Source organism: Streptomyces sp. NBC_01267 (assembly GCF_036241575.1).
Taxonomy (GTDB): domain Bacteria; phylum Actinomycetota; class Actinomycetes; order Streptomycetales; family Streptomycetaceae; genus Streptomyces.
Window position 1 is genome coordinate 7,744,072 of the sequence record NZ_CP108455.1, and the last position, 16,386, is coordinate 7,760,457.

The 16,386-nt window shown below is 68.9% G+C and carries 13 protein-coding genes and 5 pseudogenes; 9 read left to right on the forward strand and 9 right to left on the reverse strand.

Annotated elements, in window-relative coordinates; translation table 11 throughout:
• Nucleotides 1–132 precede the first annotated feature (132 nt).
• Complete coding sequence (locus OG709_RS34480; RefSeq protein ID WP_326693455.1) at nt 133–360, forward strand: hypothetical protein; 228 nt, start codon at nt 133–135, stop codon at nt 358–360.
• Between the two features lie 210 nt (nt 361–570).
• On the opposite strand, the gene OG709_RS34485 is transcribed toward OG709_RS34480, so the two are convergent.
• The 5 genes from OG709_RS34485 to OG709_RS34505 form a co-directional block, all read right to left on the reverse strand.
• Entirely contained in the window at nt 571–1,518 is a 948-nt protein-coding gene (locus OG709_RS34485) for an NAD(P)-dependent oxidoreductase (RefSeq protein WP_326693454.1), read from the reverse strand.
• A 498-nt stretch (nt 1,519–2,016) separates the two neighbouring features.
• Entirely contained in the window at nt 2,017–2,928 is a 912-nt protein-coding gene (locus tag OG709_RS34490; RefSeq protein ID WP_329168950.1) for a nucleoside hydrolase, read from the reverse strand.
• A 57-nt stretch (nt 2,929–2,985) separates the two neighbouring features.
• The gene (locus OG709_RS34495; protein ID WP_250301431.1) at nt 2,986–3,873 is read right to left on the reverse strand and encodes a carbohydrate ABC transporter permease; all 888 of its coding nucleotides are present in this window, start codon (nt 3,871–3,873) and stop codon (nt 2,986–2,988) included.
• A gap of 4 nt (nt 3,874–3,877) precedes the next feature.
• On the reverse strand, nt 3,878–4,792 hold the full coding sequence (locus tag OG709_RS34500) for a carbohydrate ABC transporter permease (RefSeq protein ID WP_266645305.1): 915 nt from the start codon (nt 4,790–4,792) through the stop codon (nt 3,878–3,880).
• Nucleotides 4,789–6,084, reverse strand: a complete 1,296-nt coding sequence (locus OG709_RS34505) for a sugar ABC transporter substrate-binding protein (RefSeq protein ID WP_326693451.1) — start codon at nt 6,082–6,084, stop codon at nt 4,789–4,791. Before OG709_RS34505 ends, OG709_RS34500 begins: the two co-directional genes overlap by 4 nt.
• Nucleotides 6,085–6,238: 154 nt before the next feature.
• Between OG709_RS34505 and OG709_RS34510 the strand changes: the two genes are divergently transcribed.
• The 3 genes from OG709_RS34510 to OG709_RS34520 all read left to right on the forward strand — a co-directional run bounded on the left by OG709_RS34510 (nt 6,239) and on the right by OG709_RS34520 (nt 9,636).
• A complete protein-coding gene (locus tag OG709_RS34510; RefSeq protein ID WP_250301428.1) occupies nt 6,239–7,246 on the forward strand; it encodes a LacI family DNA-binding transcriptional regulator in 1,008 nt (335 codons plus the stop codon).
• Nucleotides 7,247–7,633: 387 nt separating this feature from the next.
• Nucleotides 7,634–9,064: an alpha/beta hydrolase gene (locus OG709_RS34515; protein ID WP_401279299.1), complete on the forward strand. Its 1,431-nt coding sequence runs from the start codon at nt 7,634–7,636 to the stop codon at nt 9,062–9,064.
• A gap of 77 nt (nt 9,065–9,141) precedes the next feature.
• The gene (locus OG709_RS34520) at nt 9,142–9,636 is read left to right on the forward strand and encodes an AAA family ATPase (RefSeq protein WP_250301426.1); all 495 of its coding nucleotides are present in this window, start codon (nt 9,142–9,144) and stop codon (nt 9,634–9,636) included.
• Between the two features lie 32 nt (nt 9,637–9,668).
• On the opposite strand, the gene OG709_RS34525 is transcribed toward OG709_RS34520, so the two are convergent.
• Both OG709_RS34525 and OG709_RS34530 read right to left on the reverse strand, forming a co-directional pair.
• The gene (locus OG709_RS34525; protein WP_250301425.1) at nt 9,669–10,982 is read right to left on the reverse strand and encodes an MFS transporter; all 1,314 of its coding nucleotides are present in this window, start codon (nt 10,980–10,982) and stop codon (nt 9,669–9,671) included.
• Nucleotides 10,979–11,587, reverse strand: a complete 609-nt coding sequence (locus tag OG709_RS34530) for an ArsR/SmtB family transcription factor (protein ID WP_250301424.1) — start codon at nt 11,585–11,587, stop codon at nt 10,979–10,981. The genes OG709_RS34525 and OG709_RS34530 overlap by 4 nt, the downstream gene beginning before the upstream one ends.
• A 162-nt stretch (nt 11,588–11,749) precedes the next feature.
• Here OG709_RS34530 and OG709_RS34535 point away from each other — a divergent pair.
• The 3 genes and pseudogenes from OG709_RS34535 to thrS all read left to right on the forward strand — a co-directional run.
• A pseudogene (locus OG709_RS34535) lies at nt 11,750–11,986 on the forward strand (transposase); the annotation flags it as partial.
• A gap of 32 nt (nt 11,987–12,018) precedes the next feature.
• Nucleotides 12,019–12,141: pseudogene (locus OG709_RS36140) on the forward strand (DUF1214 domain-containing protein); the annotation flags it as partial.
• Nucleotides 12,142–12,968: 827 nt separating this feature from the next.
• Nucleotides 12,969–14,204 (forward strand): threonine--tRNA ligase, encoded by a 1,236-nt coding sequence (gene thrS, locus OG709_RS34545; protein ID WP_329168953.1) that lies wholly within the window; start codon nt 12,969–12,971, stop codon nt 14,202–14,204.
• Nucleotides 14,205–14,216: 12 nt separating this feature from the next.
• Here thrS and OG709_RS34550 read toward each other — a convergent pair.
• Nucleotides 14,217–14,483 (reverse strand): annotated as a pseudogene (locus OG709_RS34550) (site-specific integrase); the annotation flags it as partial.
• 125 nt (nt 14,484–14,608) lie between these two features.
• On the opposite strand from OG709_RS34550, the pseudogene OG709_RS34555 reads away from it, so the two are divergent.
• Together OG709_RS34555 and OG709_RS34560 are read left to right on the forward strand one after the other, a co-directional pair.
• Nucleotides 14,609–15,865: pseudogene (locus OG709_RS34555) on the forward strand (IS256 family transposase).
• A complete protein-coding gene (locus OG709_RS34560) occupies nt 15,862–16,173 on the forward strand; it encodes a hypothetical protein (RefSeq protein WP_326695672.1) in 312 nt (103 codons plus the stop codon). Before OG709_RS34555 ends, OG709_RS34560 begins: the two are co-directional and overlap by 4 nt.
• 31 nt (nt 16,174–16,204) lie before the next feature.
• Here the strand turns inward: OG709_RS34560 and OG709_RS34565 are convergent.
• Nucleotides 16,205–16,301, reverse strand: a pseudogene (locus OG709_RS34565) (site-specific integrase); the annotation flags it as partial.
• Between the last annotated feature and the right edge of the window lie 85 nt (nt 16,302–16,386).

Sequence of the window (16,386 nt, forward strand, 5' to 3'; positions counted from 1 at the left end):
TCACCCGTGGTCCTGCGCGGCCCTGCCATGCCTCGAACAGGGGCTCCCCGCCGGTCGCTCCGTCGCATCGACGCACGGGGCGTTACTCAGACTTCCTCGCCACCCCGGCGAGGTGCACCGAAGGAGATCCGTATGTCCACTCCTGTCAGCGCTGAACTCCGTCCGTACTCCGGGTCCGACCCGGACAAGTACAAGGCCGCGATCACGGTCGTCATCGAGCAGGGGCAGCCGATCTACGGCGACCTGAGCCCGGCCGAGCGCCAGGCCGTCCTCGAAGCCGCCATCGCTGCGATACGCGCCGCGCTGCCCGACCTCCAGGCCCCGGCCACCATCACCGCCCAGGACGTCACCACGGCCTGATTCCATCGGCGCCCCCGTACCGCGCGTACGGGGGCGCCCCGTCGTCCCGTGCCACCGGCCGAGGCGATTCGGACATCTGGGATGAGCACCGGACATTGACCGGTGCAGCCCGGCAGGAGCGAACCGGGACCGATCGGGCCCGCCCTGCCACCGTCTGCTGCTCCGGTTCGTCGCCTGCTGTCTCATCCGAACCGGTCGAGCTGTAGCCGGTCAGGCGTGCGGCGACAGGCCGTCGTCCACGGGGACATTCTGGGCTTCCAGCGTGATGCCGGAGTTCCTGGCCTGCTCAAGGATCAGGGCCGCGAAGTCCTCCTCCACATGCCCTGCCCCGATGGCACTCGCGACGAGCTGAGCGGTGGCGGCGGCGAGCGGCATCGGGACCTCCAGGTCGCGAGCTGCGGACAGCCCCAGATCGAAGTCCTTGCGCAGCAGTGGCATGGTGAATGTCGGCGTGAAGTCCAGGTTGACCATCGCCGGCGACTTGTAGCGGGTGTACGTCGAGCCCAGCACGGAGCCGTTGAGGAACTCCAGGAAAGCGGCACGGCTGACACCGCCCTTCTCCGCGAGGACGGTGATCTCGGCGAGCGACTGGGTGACGACACCGAGGAAGACGTTGTGCGCGATCTTGACGAGACGGGCGACTTCGTCCTCGCCGACGTAGGTCACCCCACGCCCCAGTAGCGCCAGCAACGGCTCGACCTGGTCGAATACCTCGTGCGAGCCGGAGACCGCGATGGTCAACTTGCCTGCGGCGATCACCTGCGGATTCCCACTTACCGGGGCGGCCAGGAAGTCGGTACCACGCTCGGCGGCTGCGGCGCGGATCAGCGCGGATGTCTGGGTGGATACCGTGGAGCTGTCGACCAGCGCCTTCGGCGCGGCGTCCGGTGAGGTCAGCACGCCGCCAGGGCCCGTGGTGACCGCCTGCAGGTCGGGCGAGGCCGAGACCATGGTGAAGACGACGTCACGGTCGGCCAGATCGGCGGGCCGGTCGACGATCGCGGCTCCCCGCTCAGCCAGCGGTTCGGCCTTGGTGCGGGTCCTGTTGTAGACGGCTACGTCGTGCCCCGCGTCCAGCAGCCGAGCGGCGAGCTGGAAGCCCATGCGACCGGTACCGATCCAGCCGATGCGCGGGTGATCCTGGGCGGTGTACGTCATTTCTGTACCTCGATCCTGGAAGACGGCTCGACCTGTGTGGCCCCGCAGCTTGCAGCCGGGACCGCGGCATGAGACCGAGTACCGCGAGCACGTGCCAGACATCCTTCAGCGGTCAGCGGTTCCCCAGCGATTATCGCTGCACGAGTCGGATCCGTCGCGGCGTCGATGGCCTCCAGCACGCGGAACCCCTCGATGGAACCGGTCGACCGAACGCCCGAAGCCGGGTATATCCGCAGCAGCCGTGAGCGGCAGAACGCTGAAGGCCGCACCCGGCGCGCCCCTCCGGGAGGGCCGACCGTACGAAGCGCTCGCCAGGTCCCGCAGAAGAACGGAGGTAACTTTGACCGAGGTCGCTTGCTGCCGGTCCTCCGGCCGGGCAAGAGCGCTCTCTTCGAGCGCGGCGGCAGCCTCTCCGTCTGATCGTGGCGGTGCCCCGGACCCGTCGATTCGGGTCCGGGGCACCGGTGTTCGCGCACCTGGTGTGCGCGAACACCGTGCTCAGTCGAGGGGACCGGAGGCCCGGACGATCCGGGCGACGATCTCCTCGGCGATTGCCTCGACGTCGGCGTCGACCACGAGGTCGACGTTGCCGTTCGGGTCGGCGGTGAAGACGGTCAGGCCGTCGTCGGTGATCTCCACCGTGCCGCGCTCGGTGGTGTACAGGTCCGGGCGCAGCAGGGAGAGTGCGGTGATCGGGTCGTGCGGAACGCTCCACGGCTCGCCGGTGAAGCCCGTCCAGCCGTCGATCTCGCGGGCGAGCGCTTCGCCGTACGCGCCGGCTCCGCGGATCGTTTCGATGCCTGCCGACTCGATACGCAGCCGAGTGGTGATCTCGAGGCCGGTCACCACGGTGCGGATCCCGGAGCCGAAGACGACGCGGGCCGCAGTGATGTCACTGACGATGTTGTGCTCGGGCCGGGCATCGGGGCCGAAGCTGCCGCCCATCAGGTAGAGGCCGCGTACGCCTGCGGCGAAGCGGTCGTCGAGACGGATCGCGCGGGCGATGTTGGCGAGCGGCGCGATGCCGATGACGTCGATCTCGCCGGGCCTGGCGAGTACCGAGTCGACCAGGAAGCGGTCGGCGGCGGTGTCCTCGCGCACCGGTTCGCGCTCCAGGTCGGTGAAGGCCTTGCCCTCGTGCCCGGCCCACCACACGTCCTTGCCCGACAGGGTGTCCTTCGCGCCGGGTACGACGGTGAGGTCACGTCCGGCGAGGGCGCCGAGCCGGTGGGTGAGCCTGGCCCTGAGCAGGGTGTCGCCGTAGACGGTGGTGACACCGGTGATACGGGCCTCGGGCGAGCCGAGGAGAACGCCGAGTGCCAGTGCGTCGTCCACGTCGCTGCCGATGTCGGTGTCGAGGAGGACATCGGCGGTGATGCCCTCGGGTACTGCGGCAAGGGGATGATTCACGGTGTTCCTCGGGTGGTTGCGGATAGGGAGAGAAGGCCTGGGCCCCTCACCGGCTGGTCACTTCAGACCGCTGCCCGCGATGGACTGCGTGAAGTACCGCTGCAGGCGCAGCAGGACGACGAGCGGGATGGCGGTCAGTACGACGGCTGCGGCGAAGACCTGGCCGTAGTCGACGACCATCTGGCCCTGGAGGGTGCCCAGCGCGATCGGCCCGAGCTGCTTGGAGGGTTCGGTGCCGACGAGCAGCGGCCACATGTAGGACTGCCACTGGAAGGTGAACAGGGTCAGTCCGGCGCCGATGAGAGCGGGCCTGGACAGCGGCAGATAGATCTTCCAGAAGATCCCCCACCAGCTGAGGCCGTCCATCTTGGCGGCTTCCACGAGTTCACGCGGGACAGCCAGGAAGAACTGGCGCAGCAGGAAGATGGCCAGACCGTTGCCGATGCCGGGCAGGATCAACCCCGTGTAGGTGTTCTGCAGACCCCAGTCGCGGAAGACGTCCGAGAGCGGAATGGCGATGGCATCGAACGGGATCATGAAGCTGAGCAGGATCACGCCGAAGACCACACCGCGCCCGCGGAACTGGAACACCGAGAGGCCGAAGGCGGCCATCGCGGAGAGCAGCAGGCCGAGCAGCACGGTGGCCACGGCGACGCCGACCGAGTTGAGGACGGAGCGCCCGAAGTCGCCCTGGAACAGCACCACGTAGTTGTGCAGGGTGGCATCGGTCGGGATCAGTGTGCGCCAGGAGACCTGGTCGAGCCCGGCCAGTACCTTGTCGCCGGGGCGCAGCGATCCGGTGAGCACCCACAGCAGAGGCAGCGCGAACAGCACACCGATGACGACAGCGGTGAGCAGCGGCATGTGTCGGAGCGGTGAGAGGCGGTGCGGGGGAGCGGTGGGTGGCGCCGGGGCTTCCCCGGACGGCGAGTTCGTGGTCTTCACTGGGTCACTCCTCGCCCTTGCCCTGCATCATCCGGAACTGGACGGCGACGACCGCGAGTGTGATGGCGACCAGCACCACCACCTCGGCCTGGGCGTAGTTGATGTCGCCGACGCTGTAGGCGCGGCGGAACACGTCGTACATCATGAGATTGGTGGAGCCTTCGGGGCCGCCGCCGGTGAGCAGTTGCACGGGCGCGAACACCAGGAAGTTGGAGACGGTGTCGGCGACCAGGACGAACGCGAGCGGGCGGCGCAGCAGGGGCAGAGTGACGTGGACGAAGCGTTGCCAGGAGGAGGCGCCGTCGACCGCCGCGGCGTCGTAGCACTCCTGAGGGATGTCCTGGAGACCGGCGATGAGGAACATCATCCAGTAGCCGACGCCGACCCAGGACATCACCACGATCAGGGCGAAGAGGGCCTGCTGCGAGCTGGTGAGGAAGGGCTGCGGCCCGATTCCCATCGTGCCCAGGATCGCGTTGACCGGTCCCTCGGGGCGGTACAGGATGCCCCAGATGACGGCGGACACCGCGGGTGGCACCGCGATCGGTACGAAGACCAGCGAACGCCAGAACCGGACGCCCGCGAACTTGCGGTTGAGCAGGACCGCGAGGCCGAGTGCCACCAGTACCTGGAGCGGATTGATGATCAGGCTGAACAGCAGCGTCACCCGGACGCTCTGCCAGAACTGGGTGTCGGAGAACAGATCGGCGTAGTTGCCGAGGCCGACGAAGGTGGTGCGGCCGTCGAGCAGGCTGTGGTGGCGCAGGCTGCTGACGATCGCCATCGCGGCGGGCAGCAGACGCAGCACGAGCAGGGCGAGCAGCGCGGGCGCGAGGAACCAGAAGGCGGTCCTGCCCTGCGAGGAACGGTTCCTGCGCGAGGCGGTCCTGGTACGCAGGGGTGGTGTGGGTGTGGTCATCGCAGGCGCTCCCAGGTACGCACCAGTTCACCGGAGGCCTTCGCCAGCCGGGGTTCCACGTCGGAACCGTTGCGGATGTCGGAGAACGCGGAGCCCATGACGGACTCGAACTGGGTGTAGCCGATACTGCGCGGCCTGCTGACGGCCGTGTGCGCGAGTTCGTACCGCATGATCTCGGCCACTCCCTCGGTGCTCCTGGTGGAGTCGTCCGCCAGCTGCGCCGCATAGCGTCCGAAGGCCGCGCGGTTGGACGGGATGAGGGGGGACGCCGCGACGGTTGCGAGGCTGCCCTCGGTGGTCAGGGCGGCGTACTCGATGAACTGCCGTGCTGCGTCAGGGTGTTGCGCGTACGGGCTCACGCCCCAGGACCAGGAGTCGGTCGGCGTGACGGCACGGCCGTGGGCGAACATCGGCTGCGGTGCGGTGCCCCAGGTGAAGTCCTTGAGCGAGGCGAACGCGCCGAGGTTCCAGGGGCCGCCGACGAAGAACGGCACCCGGCCCGAGGTGAAGAGCGAGGAGAGCTGGGTCGACGGCATGCCACGCGGGGACGAACCGTCGGCGAAGAGTGTGCGGTACCAGGTGAGGGCGTCAATCCAGCCCTGGGTGGTGACCGCGGGCGTGAGCATGTCGCCGCCGGTGATGCCGGATCCGCCGTGGAGCGACTCCACCAGCGGCTGCAACCCGTAATAGAGATCGGTCTGTTCCAGCAGCAGGGCGTAGTCGGCGCCCGCCCGCGTCATCGCCCGGCGGCCCGCGGCCTTGGTCTGCTCCCAGCTCCATCGGTCCTTCGGCGCAGATCCGGGGCGGGCGATCCCGGCCTTGTCCAGCAGGTCCGCGTTGTAGAAGAGGTACTGCGTGGACGTCCAGACCGGCAGTGAGCGCAGCCGGCCCTCCCAGGAGCTGACGTCGTACTGCTCCGGCGTGACGAGCGGCCTGGCGCGGTCCGCGATGTCCGTGAGGTCGGTGAGGAAGCCGCGGGCGGTCAGCGCGGGGACCCGCGGCTGGTCGACGCAGTACACGTCGATCGCGTTGTCCTTCGCGGAGAGCCGCAGCTGGAGCGAATCGTTGAGCTGGTCGGGCGGGACCGGGGTGTACGCGATCCGCAGCCCGGGACGGGCGAGTTCGAAGCCGCGGATCACCGGTGCGAAGGTCTCGGCGGCCTCCGGCCCGAGGAACTGTACGGTCGTCGCGCCGTCGGTCGGCCGGCCGCCCGAGCACCCGGCCAGCGCGGCGGCCGAGACCGTTCCGAGTGCCGCGCCGAGCAGGCTTCTGCGACTGAGAGGGCGCGTCATGCGGCCCTCTTGCGTACGATAGACAACGCGATCTCCAAATCGTTTTGCACAACCTGGCTCCGCCCCGGTGCGGCGCAACAGGAAGCACGATACAAAACGTTTTGCATTATGGATAGAGTGACGTCGAACACCAGGGGAACAGCGGGAGGTCGATGTGAGCGGCGGCGGCCGGATCAAGATCAACGACGTGGCGTCCGCGGCGGGCGTCAGTGTCACGACGGTCTCCCATGTGCTCAGCGGTCGCCGCCCGGTGTCGGCCGCGACCCGTGCCCGTGTCGAGGACGTCATAGAACGGCTGGGCTACCAGGCGGACCCTTCGGCACGCGGACTGCGCACCCAGCGCACGCACACCCTGGGCCTGGTCGTCCCCGACATCACGAACCCGTTCAACACGGCCATCGCCGCGGGTATGCAGGAGATCGCACTGGCCCACGACTACCTCACCGTCGTCTGCGAGGCGCCGATGGACGGCCCGCATCTGCCCGCGGTGATCCGTCAACTCGTCGCACGCCGCATCGACGGCATCGTGGTCGGACGATACGGCGCCACCCATAGCGACCTCGAACGCATCGTGACGTCAGGATCGAAACTCGTACGCCTTGGCGGCCACCTCGAACCGGGCCTCGGCGATGTGGTGCGGGCCGCCGAGACCGAGGGCATGTGCGACCTGGTGAACCATCTGGTGGGGCGCGGATACGGCCGTATCGCCTTCATCGGCGGTGCTCCCGGGGTGGAACCGGGTCAGGAACGCTTCCTCGGCTACCGGCAGGCGCTGGAGACGGCGGGGCTGCCCGTGGCCGACGAACTCGTCGCCTGGACCGGCTTCACGCGCGAGGGTGGGCGCCTCGGCGCACGGACCGTCCTGAACGCCCGCACGCCCCCCGACGCCGTGGTGTGCGCCAACGATCTGATCGCCATCGGCGCACTCGACACCGCACGGGCCGCGGGATACCGGGTGCCCGACGATGTGGCGATCACCGGGTACGACGACATCGAGGCGGCGTCACTCGTCTCACCCGCGCTGACCACCGTGCTCAACCCGGCCCGTGAGATCGGCAGTTCGGCTGCCCGGCTGCTCCTTGACCGGCTGGACGAGACCTCGCCCGGCACGGCCAGGGAAATCGTGCTGGCGCACCGCTTGATGCCGAGGGAGTCGGCGTGACGGACGGCCCGGCCCCGGACTCGTGTTGCGCGCCGATGCGAGGTCAGCGCCACTGAGTGTGCCCATGGGGCCGCCCTCGGGTCGCCGTGCCGAGACCCGCACCTTCAGTTCGCGAGCCGTCTACCTCCGCCTACCGCGTGGTGCGCCAGGTGTTCTGTCCGGCAGGGACGCACCAGGGGCACCCCTGGTGCGTCCCTGACTCGCCCCGGAACGGCCCCTGACAACGGCACCGGGCGGCCGACAGCGCACCTAGGGTGCTCAAGGAGTCCCGGCCGGGTCTGCGCATTTCTTGAAGCACGTCTCTCGCTCCCCGTCTCGTCAGGAGGACGATTCATGCTGTTCAAAGGCAGGTCCGTGTTACGGCGCGCCGCTGTACGCGGCACGGCGATGGCTGCGGGAACCGCCATTGCCGCCGTCGCCGGTTTCGCCGCCGCACCCCTCGTGAACGCGGCCCCGGTGACCGCGAAGGCCCTGCAGTGGGCTCCGTGCGACGACCCGGACCACCCGGGCGCCGAGTGCGCCACCCTCACGGTGCCGATCGACTGGGCCCGCCCGGACGGGCCGACGTTCGGCCTGGCCGTGGCCCGCCGTCAGGCCACCGACCCCGGTGCACGCGTCGGCTCGATGGTGTTCGGTCCCGGGGGCCCGGGCGACTCCGGCGTGGAGCGGGTGGTGACCGGCATCAGCCATTTCAGTTCCGGGATCCGGCGCAGGTTCGACATCGTCAGCTTCGACCCGCGCGGCGTGGGCCGCAGCAACCCGGTGACCTGCTCCGGCGACCTGCTCGCCCGACGGCCGTCATCAGAGTGGGCGAGCCAAGCGGACTTCGACGCCACCCTCGTCTACAACAAGCAGCTCCGCGCCGACTGCCGGGCACGCACCGGCCCGGTGTTCGACCACCTGGACACCGCCCAGACGGTCCAGGATCTGGACGCCCTGCGGGCCGCCCTCGGCGAGGCCGCACTGACCTTCCACGGCAGCTCGTACGGCACACTGCTCGGAGCGGAGTACGCCGAGACCTATCCGCACCGGGTCCGGGCGATGGTGCTGGAGAGCGTGATGGACCACAGCGTCTCCACCACCCGTGAGTTCCTGCGGTCCGAGGCGACCGCCGCCCAGGACTCCTTCGACGAGTTCGTGAAATGGTGCACCCGCGAGTCCACCTGCGCACTGCACGGTCGCGACGTCCGCGCGGTCTGGCAGGGGCTGTTGACCCGGGCCCGACGCGGTGAGCTGGAGAACCCCGACAAGCCGGGAACCCCTCTCTCGTCAGCGGACCTGGTCAACAGGGAAGCCTTCAAGAAGTTCTACGACGCCGACTACGCAGGCCTGGCAAGGACCATCGCCGGAATGGCATCGAGCAGCCCGCTCCCCGCCTCGCACCCCTCGATGTCGCCGCTGCCGCCGGCGACCCCCGTCTTCTGCGCGGACTGGCACCTGCCGGTGCACGACTACCAGGAATACTCCTCACTCGTCGGCGTGATGAACAGGACCGCACCCGACCTGCCCTCCCTGCTGCCGATCCGGATGACAGCGGCGTGCCTGGGCGCACCGACCGCCAACCCGCAGCACCAGTTGGATGCCCACGGCGCCCCGCCGATCCTGGTGTCCAACGCACTCCACGACCCTGCCACCGGCTACCCGTGGGCGGTCTCGGTGGCCCGGCAACTCGGCCGCAGCGGCGCCCTCCTCACCTACGAGGGCCAGGGGCACGGCAGCGTCACCAGCGGCCCCTGCATGGAGCACGCCGTCGACGACTACCTGACCGACCTGGCGGTGCCACCACGCGGCACCAGCTGCCCGGCCGTGCCGTCCTGAGCGGGCCGGCCTCCTGACGATCCTGGTGGACGGCGCCGACCGGGGGCCAGGACGTCGGGACCATTAGGGTCAGGCGGATGAGTGATCTTCAGCCCGTCGTATGGCTACTTACCGGCATGCCCGGCTCGGGAAAGACCACCTTCGCGAAGGCGTTGGCGCGAGGCGGTGTCGTCCGTCTGTCGGTGGATGACCAGATGACGGCCCGGCACGGACGGATCGGCAAGGACCACCCCGAGCGCGAACACCTCGCGCTTCAGGCTCCCGTGATCGAGGACGTCCGGCGACAACTCGTCGCACTCCTGCGGGAGGGGCGTTCGGTAGTGCTGGATCACGGCCTGGGCACCCGCGCGGTCCGGGACGACTACAAGCAGTTGGTCACGGAGCACGGCGCCAGGTGGCGGCTCGTCCACTTCCAGGCTGATCACGACGAGTTGTTGCGGAGACTGGCCAAGCGGAACAACGAGCAGGAGCATGGCGTGATTTCGCCGGAGACGCTGGCCTGGATCGCCGAGCACTCCGAAGCCCCTGTGGGTGAGGGCGAAGAACCCCCAGTACTTCCCAATTCAGCCTGACGGTCCGTCGGACCCGGACAGTTCCGCGGCGGTCAGCAGGGCAATGGTCGCGCGTCCGAGTCCGCCGCGCTGTCCGGAGCTGCCGGATCGTCGGGAGTCAGGGAATGGATGCGTGGTATCGGCGAGGGCAGCAGCCAGAGCAGCGACAGTGCTCCGCCGACGGCAGCGATGAGGAGGGTCGCCCGGAGGCCGACGAGGGTGGCGAGGAGGCCGCCGAGGACGGCGCCCGCCGGGCGTGAGCCGTAATTGATCGTGCTGTACGCGCCGGCGACACGGCTGCGCATGCCGTCGGGGATCACGTCCGCCTGAAGGGAGTTGAGGTTGACGTCGAACAGCATGACGCCGACGCCGGAGAGGAACTCGGTCACGGCAAGGGCTCCGGCGCGGGTCCAGAGGGGGCCACCGGCAAGAGCGGCGATGGCGATCGGCGCCGGGAACAACACCGCGCCCACGACGATGCTGCGGCCCAAGCCGAGCGTTCGCGAGATCCTCGGGGCGATCACCGCGCCGAGGAGCGAGCCGGTGGCGCCGATCCCGAATGCCGTGCCGATGGCTCCCGCGGTCAGTCCGAGGTTCCGGCTGGCGAACAGCACGATCAGTCCGCTGCCCCCGATGAAGGTGAAGAAGTTGACGGTCGCCGCGCACCCGAGGCTCGCCCGCAGTACCGGGTGACGGACGACGAACACCAGTCCCTCCCTGGCACGCCGCAGCAGTGGTGGTGTCGCCTGGGCGGGGGCGGCCGGCGATTCGTGGGTCGAAACCCGGCCGACCAGAATCGCGGACGCCAGGAACGTCAGGGCGTCGACGACGACGGCGACGGGAGCGGTCAACGCCTGGACCAGCACGCCACCGATCGCCGGGCCGACGACGTATGACGCGGAACGGCTGGCACTGAGCTTGCTGTTCGCGTCGACGTAGGACGACCGGGGCACCAGGTGGGTGAAGAACGGCGGGTAGGCGGTGTTGAACAGCACCCCTGCGGCGCCGGTCAGCAACGCCACGGCGTACAGCTGGCTCAGGCTCACCGCCCCCAGCAGATAGGCGGCGGGGAGGGAGAGCAGTACTGCGGCGCGCACCAGGTCGGCGAGAACCATCAGGCGCCGTTTGTGGACGCGGTGGTCGACCCAGGCGCCGAGGACGATCGCGAGCAGGTTCGGAGTCCAGATGAGTGCGGTCAGCCACGCCACCTGGTTGGCCGAAGCGCGCAGCGCCCCCACCGCGATCAGTGGCAGGGCCAGTTCGGTGATCCGGTCGCCGAACTGCGAGATCGACTGGCCGGCCCAGAAACGGCGGAACCGCTGATCGCGCCAGAGCGATATGACTACGGGCTGGTCTGCAGCGTTCATGACGTCCCGCCCGTCCGATCCTCCGCACCCTCGGGCAGGGCGTACCGCAGCAGCCGGACGCCACGTCCGTCGGCCGGACGCGCGGCCTCGTCGCGTGTCACGTAGGGCGCGAGAATGCACTGGATCGCGTCCTCGATGGCGGCGAGTTCGTCGGCGGACACGACGACGCGGGTGTTGGCCAGCCCCGCAAGCCGCTGCCACGCCGGTTCGAGCTCGGGCTCGACCTCGGCAGCCCACCGGTTCGGCAGGTCTCCGGAACGCAGGAACATCTCCCGGGACAGCACCCGCGCGGCCGACCTGCCCTCCTCGTCGTCCGGGTCCTCCGGTACCTCGAACCGGAAGCCGCGCGCCACCGCCTCCCAGCGCCGCTGGCGACGGTCCGGGGCGGGCTCGGCATCGCGGACCAGGCCGAAGCCCGCCAGGTGCCGCAGATGCCAGCTGGTCACTGACGGGGTCGCTCCCACGTCGGGCGCGAGTTGCGTCGCCGTCGCCGGCCCGTGCCGCTGAAGGCGTTCGAGGATCGCCAGCCGCACCGGGTGCGCCAGCGCCCGCATCGCCTGCGGATCAGTGATCTCGATATCGCCCAGACGATTACCAGAGTCCATGATGTGAGAGGTTCCTCTCACATATTGCGAGAGTCAAGCCTCAGAGGGCGGTACGTGACCTGATGTCCGGTTCGGTTTCGCCGTGTGACTGTGGGAACTCTCAGCCGGTCGACGGGCTCGGCCGTGCTGGAGTGGCGGGGTGAGCGACCGCAAGCCCTGCAAGACACCCAGAGTCTGCATGCCGCAGCGGGGGTACCCGCGCCCACGACCGGGCGGGACGCGGCCAAGAAGGTGCCGGGTCGCAAGCGGGGGCTGGCCGTTGACGTGCTGGGCCTGGTGGTCGCCGTGGTGGTGCTGGCCGCTTCCGTGCACGACAACGCCTTCGGTACCGCGTTGCTGGACAAGGTCGCCGCGGGGACCTCCACGGTGACGGAGGCGCTGGTGGACCAGGGGTTCAAGAAGACCGGCTCACCGGCGAGCACAGCTATACGCTGGTCTTCCCCGTCGGCGCTCTCCCTCCGGTGAAGGGCTTCTGGTCGGTGACGCTCTACAACGAGCACCACTTCTTCCACCGCAACGAGCTGCACCGCTACTCGCTCGGCACCAAGAACACCGGCCTGCGCACGGGCGCCGACGGCTCCCTGGCACTCCACTTCGGCCCCCCCGCCCGCCCGCCGACGAAGACCTGCCCAATTGGCTGCCCGCCCCCACCGGACCGTTCGCGCTCTACCTGCGTGCCTACTGGCCCGAACCGGCAGCCCTCGACGGCACCTGGCGTCCCCCTGCGGTCATCAAGGTCACGCGCTGACGCCCGGGACCGGCCGATGCCAAGAGAGCTGTCCCTTCTCGCGAGGATCGGACAAAGGACAGACTGGGCGCTACGGAAGGCCGTGAGCCACTGCTTCCGCTCGCGCGTCAGCATGACGATGCCACAACTCCCAGCTTCCTGCTGTGCTCCATGCGGCCCGTACGGCGGGATGGAAGTTGACCCTGTTCAGACACGCGATCGGCCTGACCCGCGAACGGACGGGATGTCGCACATCCCGCTCGAAGTCCGGCACCCACTGCGCGGCGCGCCGCTGGGCGAGGAGTCCGGCCGGAGCCCCGGGTGCGGGGGCGTACGGCGTGACGAGGACGTGGCCCGCCTCTCACCGTTTGTACGGCACCACATCAACATGCTCGGCCGGTACTCCTTCCAACTGCCTGACCTACCCGGCGGCCTGCGACCCCTGAGTGACCCGGGCACTCCTGATGAGGAATGACCGTGTGGACATCGCTACATCCTGCTAACGTCTGCGCCATGAAGCGCGCTGCTATGACGACGACGCCGGAGAGTGTCCCGGCGCGCTGACAGACGATCTGATCCGAAGCCCCGGGGCAAGTGCCCCGGGGCTTTGTCGTAGGCCCGGTCACTTGCTCCGCAACCAGCAAGGAGACCGCGATGACCACCAAGCACGACCACCGCAAACTGGGCCGTGAACTGGGCCTGTTCGACACCGATCCGCTGATCGGCGCCGGCCTGCCGTACTGGCTGCCCGACGGCGCGGCCGTGAGGCACACCCTGGAGGAGTACATCCGTGACGCCGAGCGGCGGTCGGGCTACCAGCACGTGTACTCACCGGTACTCGGCAAGCGGGAGCTGTACGAAATCTCGGGGCACTGGGCGCACTACAGCGACGACATGTTCCCCCCGATGGACCTCGGCGGGGAGCAGGTCGTCCTGCGGCCGAGCCTGTGCCCCCATCACGCGGTGATCTACCGCTCCCGCTCCCACAGCTACCGCGAACTGCCCCTGCGGATGGCCGAACTGGGCGGCATGTACCGCTCCGAGCACTCGGGCGTGCTCGGCGGACTGACCCGGGTGCGGGCCATCCAGCTCAATGACGCGCACATCTTCTGCACCCTGGACCAGGTCGCCGAGGAGGCGCAGGCGGCGCTGGAGATGATTCGCCGGGCGTACGAGGCGCTCGGCATCACCCCGACCCGTTACCGGCTCTCCCTCCCGGGCCCCGGCGGCAAGTACGTTGCCGCACCCGAGAAGTGGCAACGTTCCACCGCGCTGCTGACCGACGCCCTCGACCGCTCCGGCCTGCCTTACGAAGCGGCCGAGGGAGAGGCCGCGTTCTACGGTCCCAAGATCGACGTCCAGGTCACCGATGCCGCCGGCCGGGAGTCCACCCTGTCCACCGTCCAGGTCGACTTCCACCAGCCCGAGCAGTTCGACCTGCACTACATCGGCGCGGACGGCGCCAAGCACCGCCCGGTCATGGTCCACCGCAGCATCATCGGCAGTGTGGAGCGAGCCGTCGCCCATCTCATCGAACAGCACGGCGGCGCTTTCCCTGCCTGGCTCGCCCCCACTCAGCTGGTGATCCTCCCGATCTCCGACACCGAACTGCCGAACGCCGCAGCCCTTGCCCAACGCTGCACTCGTCTCGGACTGCGTGCCCAGATCGCGGGACCGGACCGCGGCAGCCTGGGCGCTCGTATCCGAGAGGCCCGCCTGGTTCCCTACCAAGCCGTCATCGGTGCCAAGGAGGCCGCTGACGATCACGCCGCGCTGCGCTTGCGTGATGGACGCCGACTCGACCCGCAGCCGGTCAATGATGCACTCACCCACATCAGCGCTCTCATCGGGGCCCACAGCACCGACCTGTGGGCCGACCCCGCCTCATAGCAGGCGTCGCGATCAGCGCCTGCTGTCGCCCGGCGCGAGGAGACTGGTGATCTCCGCAATGGCGTCGGGCGAGGGCGTGAAGTAGCGGCGGTCGTTCTCCGGCTTCTTGTGTCTCGACTTGGCCATCAGCATCAGCAGGCTGGCCCCGGCCTCGCCCAGGTGGGTGAGGCCGGGGTGACGATATTCGTGCACGTCCCACCCGTGCCCGGTCCGCGCACGGGCTGGGTACTCGTCGAGAAGGACGCGGGCCTGCCCGTACGACAGCCGGGCCAGCCCGGTGTGAGCAATGCTCAAGACCTGTGGATCGACATCGGGTCGAACGCGAAGGGCGTACTTTCCCGAGTGGTCGATTGATGGTCATCGAGTAGGCCGGTGCTGCGAACACCGGTCGGGAAGGCACGCCCGTGCTCAGCGTAGTCAACGCCGACGGCAGCACCGCCAACAGCTCCTCGCTCATCGACGAGATCGTCCGGGAGGGTGCGAGGCGGATGTTGGCCGCGGCCTTGGAGGCCGAGGTCAACACCTATCTTGCCGAGTTGGCTGATCAGTTGGATGAGATGGGTCGTCGTCTGGTGGTCCGCAACGGCTATCACCAGCCCCGTTCAGTGACCACCGCGGCTGGGACGGTCGAGGTGAAAGCGCCGCGGGTGAACGATAAGCGCGTCGATGAGGCGACGGGTGAGCGCAGACGGTTCTCCTCGGCGATCCTGCCGCCCTGGGCCAGGAAGTCCCCGAAGATCAGCGAAGTTCTGCCACTGCTCTACCTGCACGGCCTGTCCTCCGGAGACTTCGTGCCCGCGCTCGAGCAGTTCCTGGGCTCCTCGGCCGGCCTGTCCCCGGCCACGGTGACTCGCCTCACGCAGTAGTGGCAGGCCGACCACAAGGCGTTCGGCGAGCGTGATCTGTCCGCCACCGACTACGTCTATGTCTGGGCCGACGGCATCCACCTGCGCATACGCCTCGAAGAGGCGAAGGCCGCCGTCCTGGTCGTCATGGGCGTTCGGGTGGACGGCACGAAGGAGCTGATCGCGATGGCGGACGGCTACCGGGAATCATCGGAGTCCTGGGCGAGTCTGCTGCGGGACTGCCAGCGGCGCGGCATGCGCGCTCCCCCCTTGGCCGTCGGCGACGGCGCCCTCGGCTTCTGGAACGCCATCAACGAGGTCTTCCCCGAAACCCGCCACCAAAGATGCTGGGTTCACAAGACGGCCAACTGCCTCGACAGCCTGCCGAAGTCGGCCCAGCCCGCGGCGAAAAAGGCCATTCAGGACATCTACAACGCCGAAGACAAGGAGCACGCAGCCGCCGCGGTCAAGGCGTTCGCCAAGCAGTACGGGGCGAAGTTCCCCAAGGCCGTCAAGAAGATCGTCGATGACGAGGATGAGCTGCTGGCGTTCTACGACTTCCCCGCCGAACACTGGATTCACCTACGCACCACCAACCCCATTGAGTCGACCTTCGCGACCGTCCGACTGCGGAAGAAGGTCACCAAGGGGGCCGGCTCCCGAGCCGCTGCCCTGGCGATGGTCTTCAAGCTCGTCGAGTCCGCCCAGGCCCGCTGTCGAGCCGTGAACGCACCCCACCTCGTCGCCCTCGTCCGCGCCGGGGCCCACTTCGAACGCGGCCAGCTTGTCGAACGCCCTGAGATCATGGCGGCGTGACGATGACTCCAGCGGAAGCACCCAGCCCCGAGGTCCAGATCGTGCAGGTGGATGCCACTGGCACCGCCCTCCTGGCTGTCGTCGTGCGATGCCTGGCGACCACGCGGCTGGGCGCGCGCTTCCGCTGCTCCAGTCCGGACGGACAAGCCGTCGACCTGGTACTGGCGGAGATTCGCCGCTACCCCCAGGTGCCAGTCGACGAGGTGGACCCGCCTCACGGCGCCCGTCTCGTCCTCACCGGTGCTGGAGCGGACGATCTCCATTTCAAGCCCGGGGACGTCCTGCGGGGCACCAACCCGACCCCCTGATCAAGCATCAATCCACAGGTCTTGACAATTACTCGCCCGGTGTCCGGGCACACGTCACGCGGGCTGACGACCTTGCCCGGCCCCGGGCGGCGGTGGGTGACGAACACCGGCCCACGTGTGCGGCCCTTCTGTGCGACATCCCGTGAGTTCCTCTGAGCCGTGCTGACTCCTTGTTCCCGTGGCCAGGGTGTTCTGTCTCCTCGGCCTCACACG

Excerpts from the sequence above, each read along its gene's own strand:
- OG709_RS34480 (WP_326693455.1), top strand. The coding sequence starts at position 133 with ATGTCCACTCCTGTCAGCGCTGAACTCCGTCCGTACTCCGGGTCCGAC.
- OG709_RS34485 (WP_326693454.1), bottom strand. The coding sequence starts at position 1,518 with ATGACGTACACCGCCCAGGATCACCCGCGCATCGGCTGGATCGGTACC.
- OG709_RS34500 (WP_266645305.1), bottom strand. The coding sequence starts at position 4,792 with ATGACCACACCCACACCACCCCTGCGTACCAGGACCGCCTCGCGCAGG.
- OG709_RS34505 (WP_326693451.1), bottom strand. The coding sequence starts at position 6,084 with ATGACGCGCCCTCTCAGTCGCAGAAGCCTGCTCGGCGCGGCACTCGGA.
- OG709_RS34515 (WP_401279299.1), top strand. The coding sequence starts at position 7,634 with ATGGCTGCGGGAACCGCCATTGCCGCCGTCGCCGGTTTCGCCGCCGCA.
- OG709_RS34520 (WP_250301426.1), top strand. The coding sequence starts at position 9,142 with ATGAGTGATCTTCAGCCCGTCGTATGGCTACTTACCGGCATGCCCGGC.
- OG709_RS34525 (WP_250301425.1), bottom strand. The coding sequence starts at position 10,982 with ATGAACGCTGCAGACCAGCCCGTAGTCATATCGCTCTGGCGCGATCAG.
- OG709_RS34530 (WP_250301424.1), bottom strand. The coding sequence starts at position 11,587 with ATGGACTCTGGTAATCGTCTGGGCGATATCGAGATCACTGATCCGCAG.
- thrS (WP_329168953.1), top strand. The coding sequence starts at position 12,969 with ATGACCACCAAGCACGACCACCGCAAACTGGGCCGTGAACTGGGCCTG.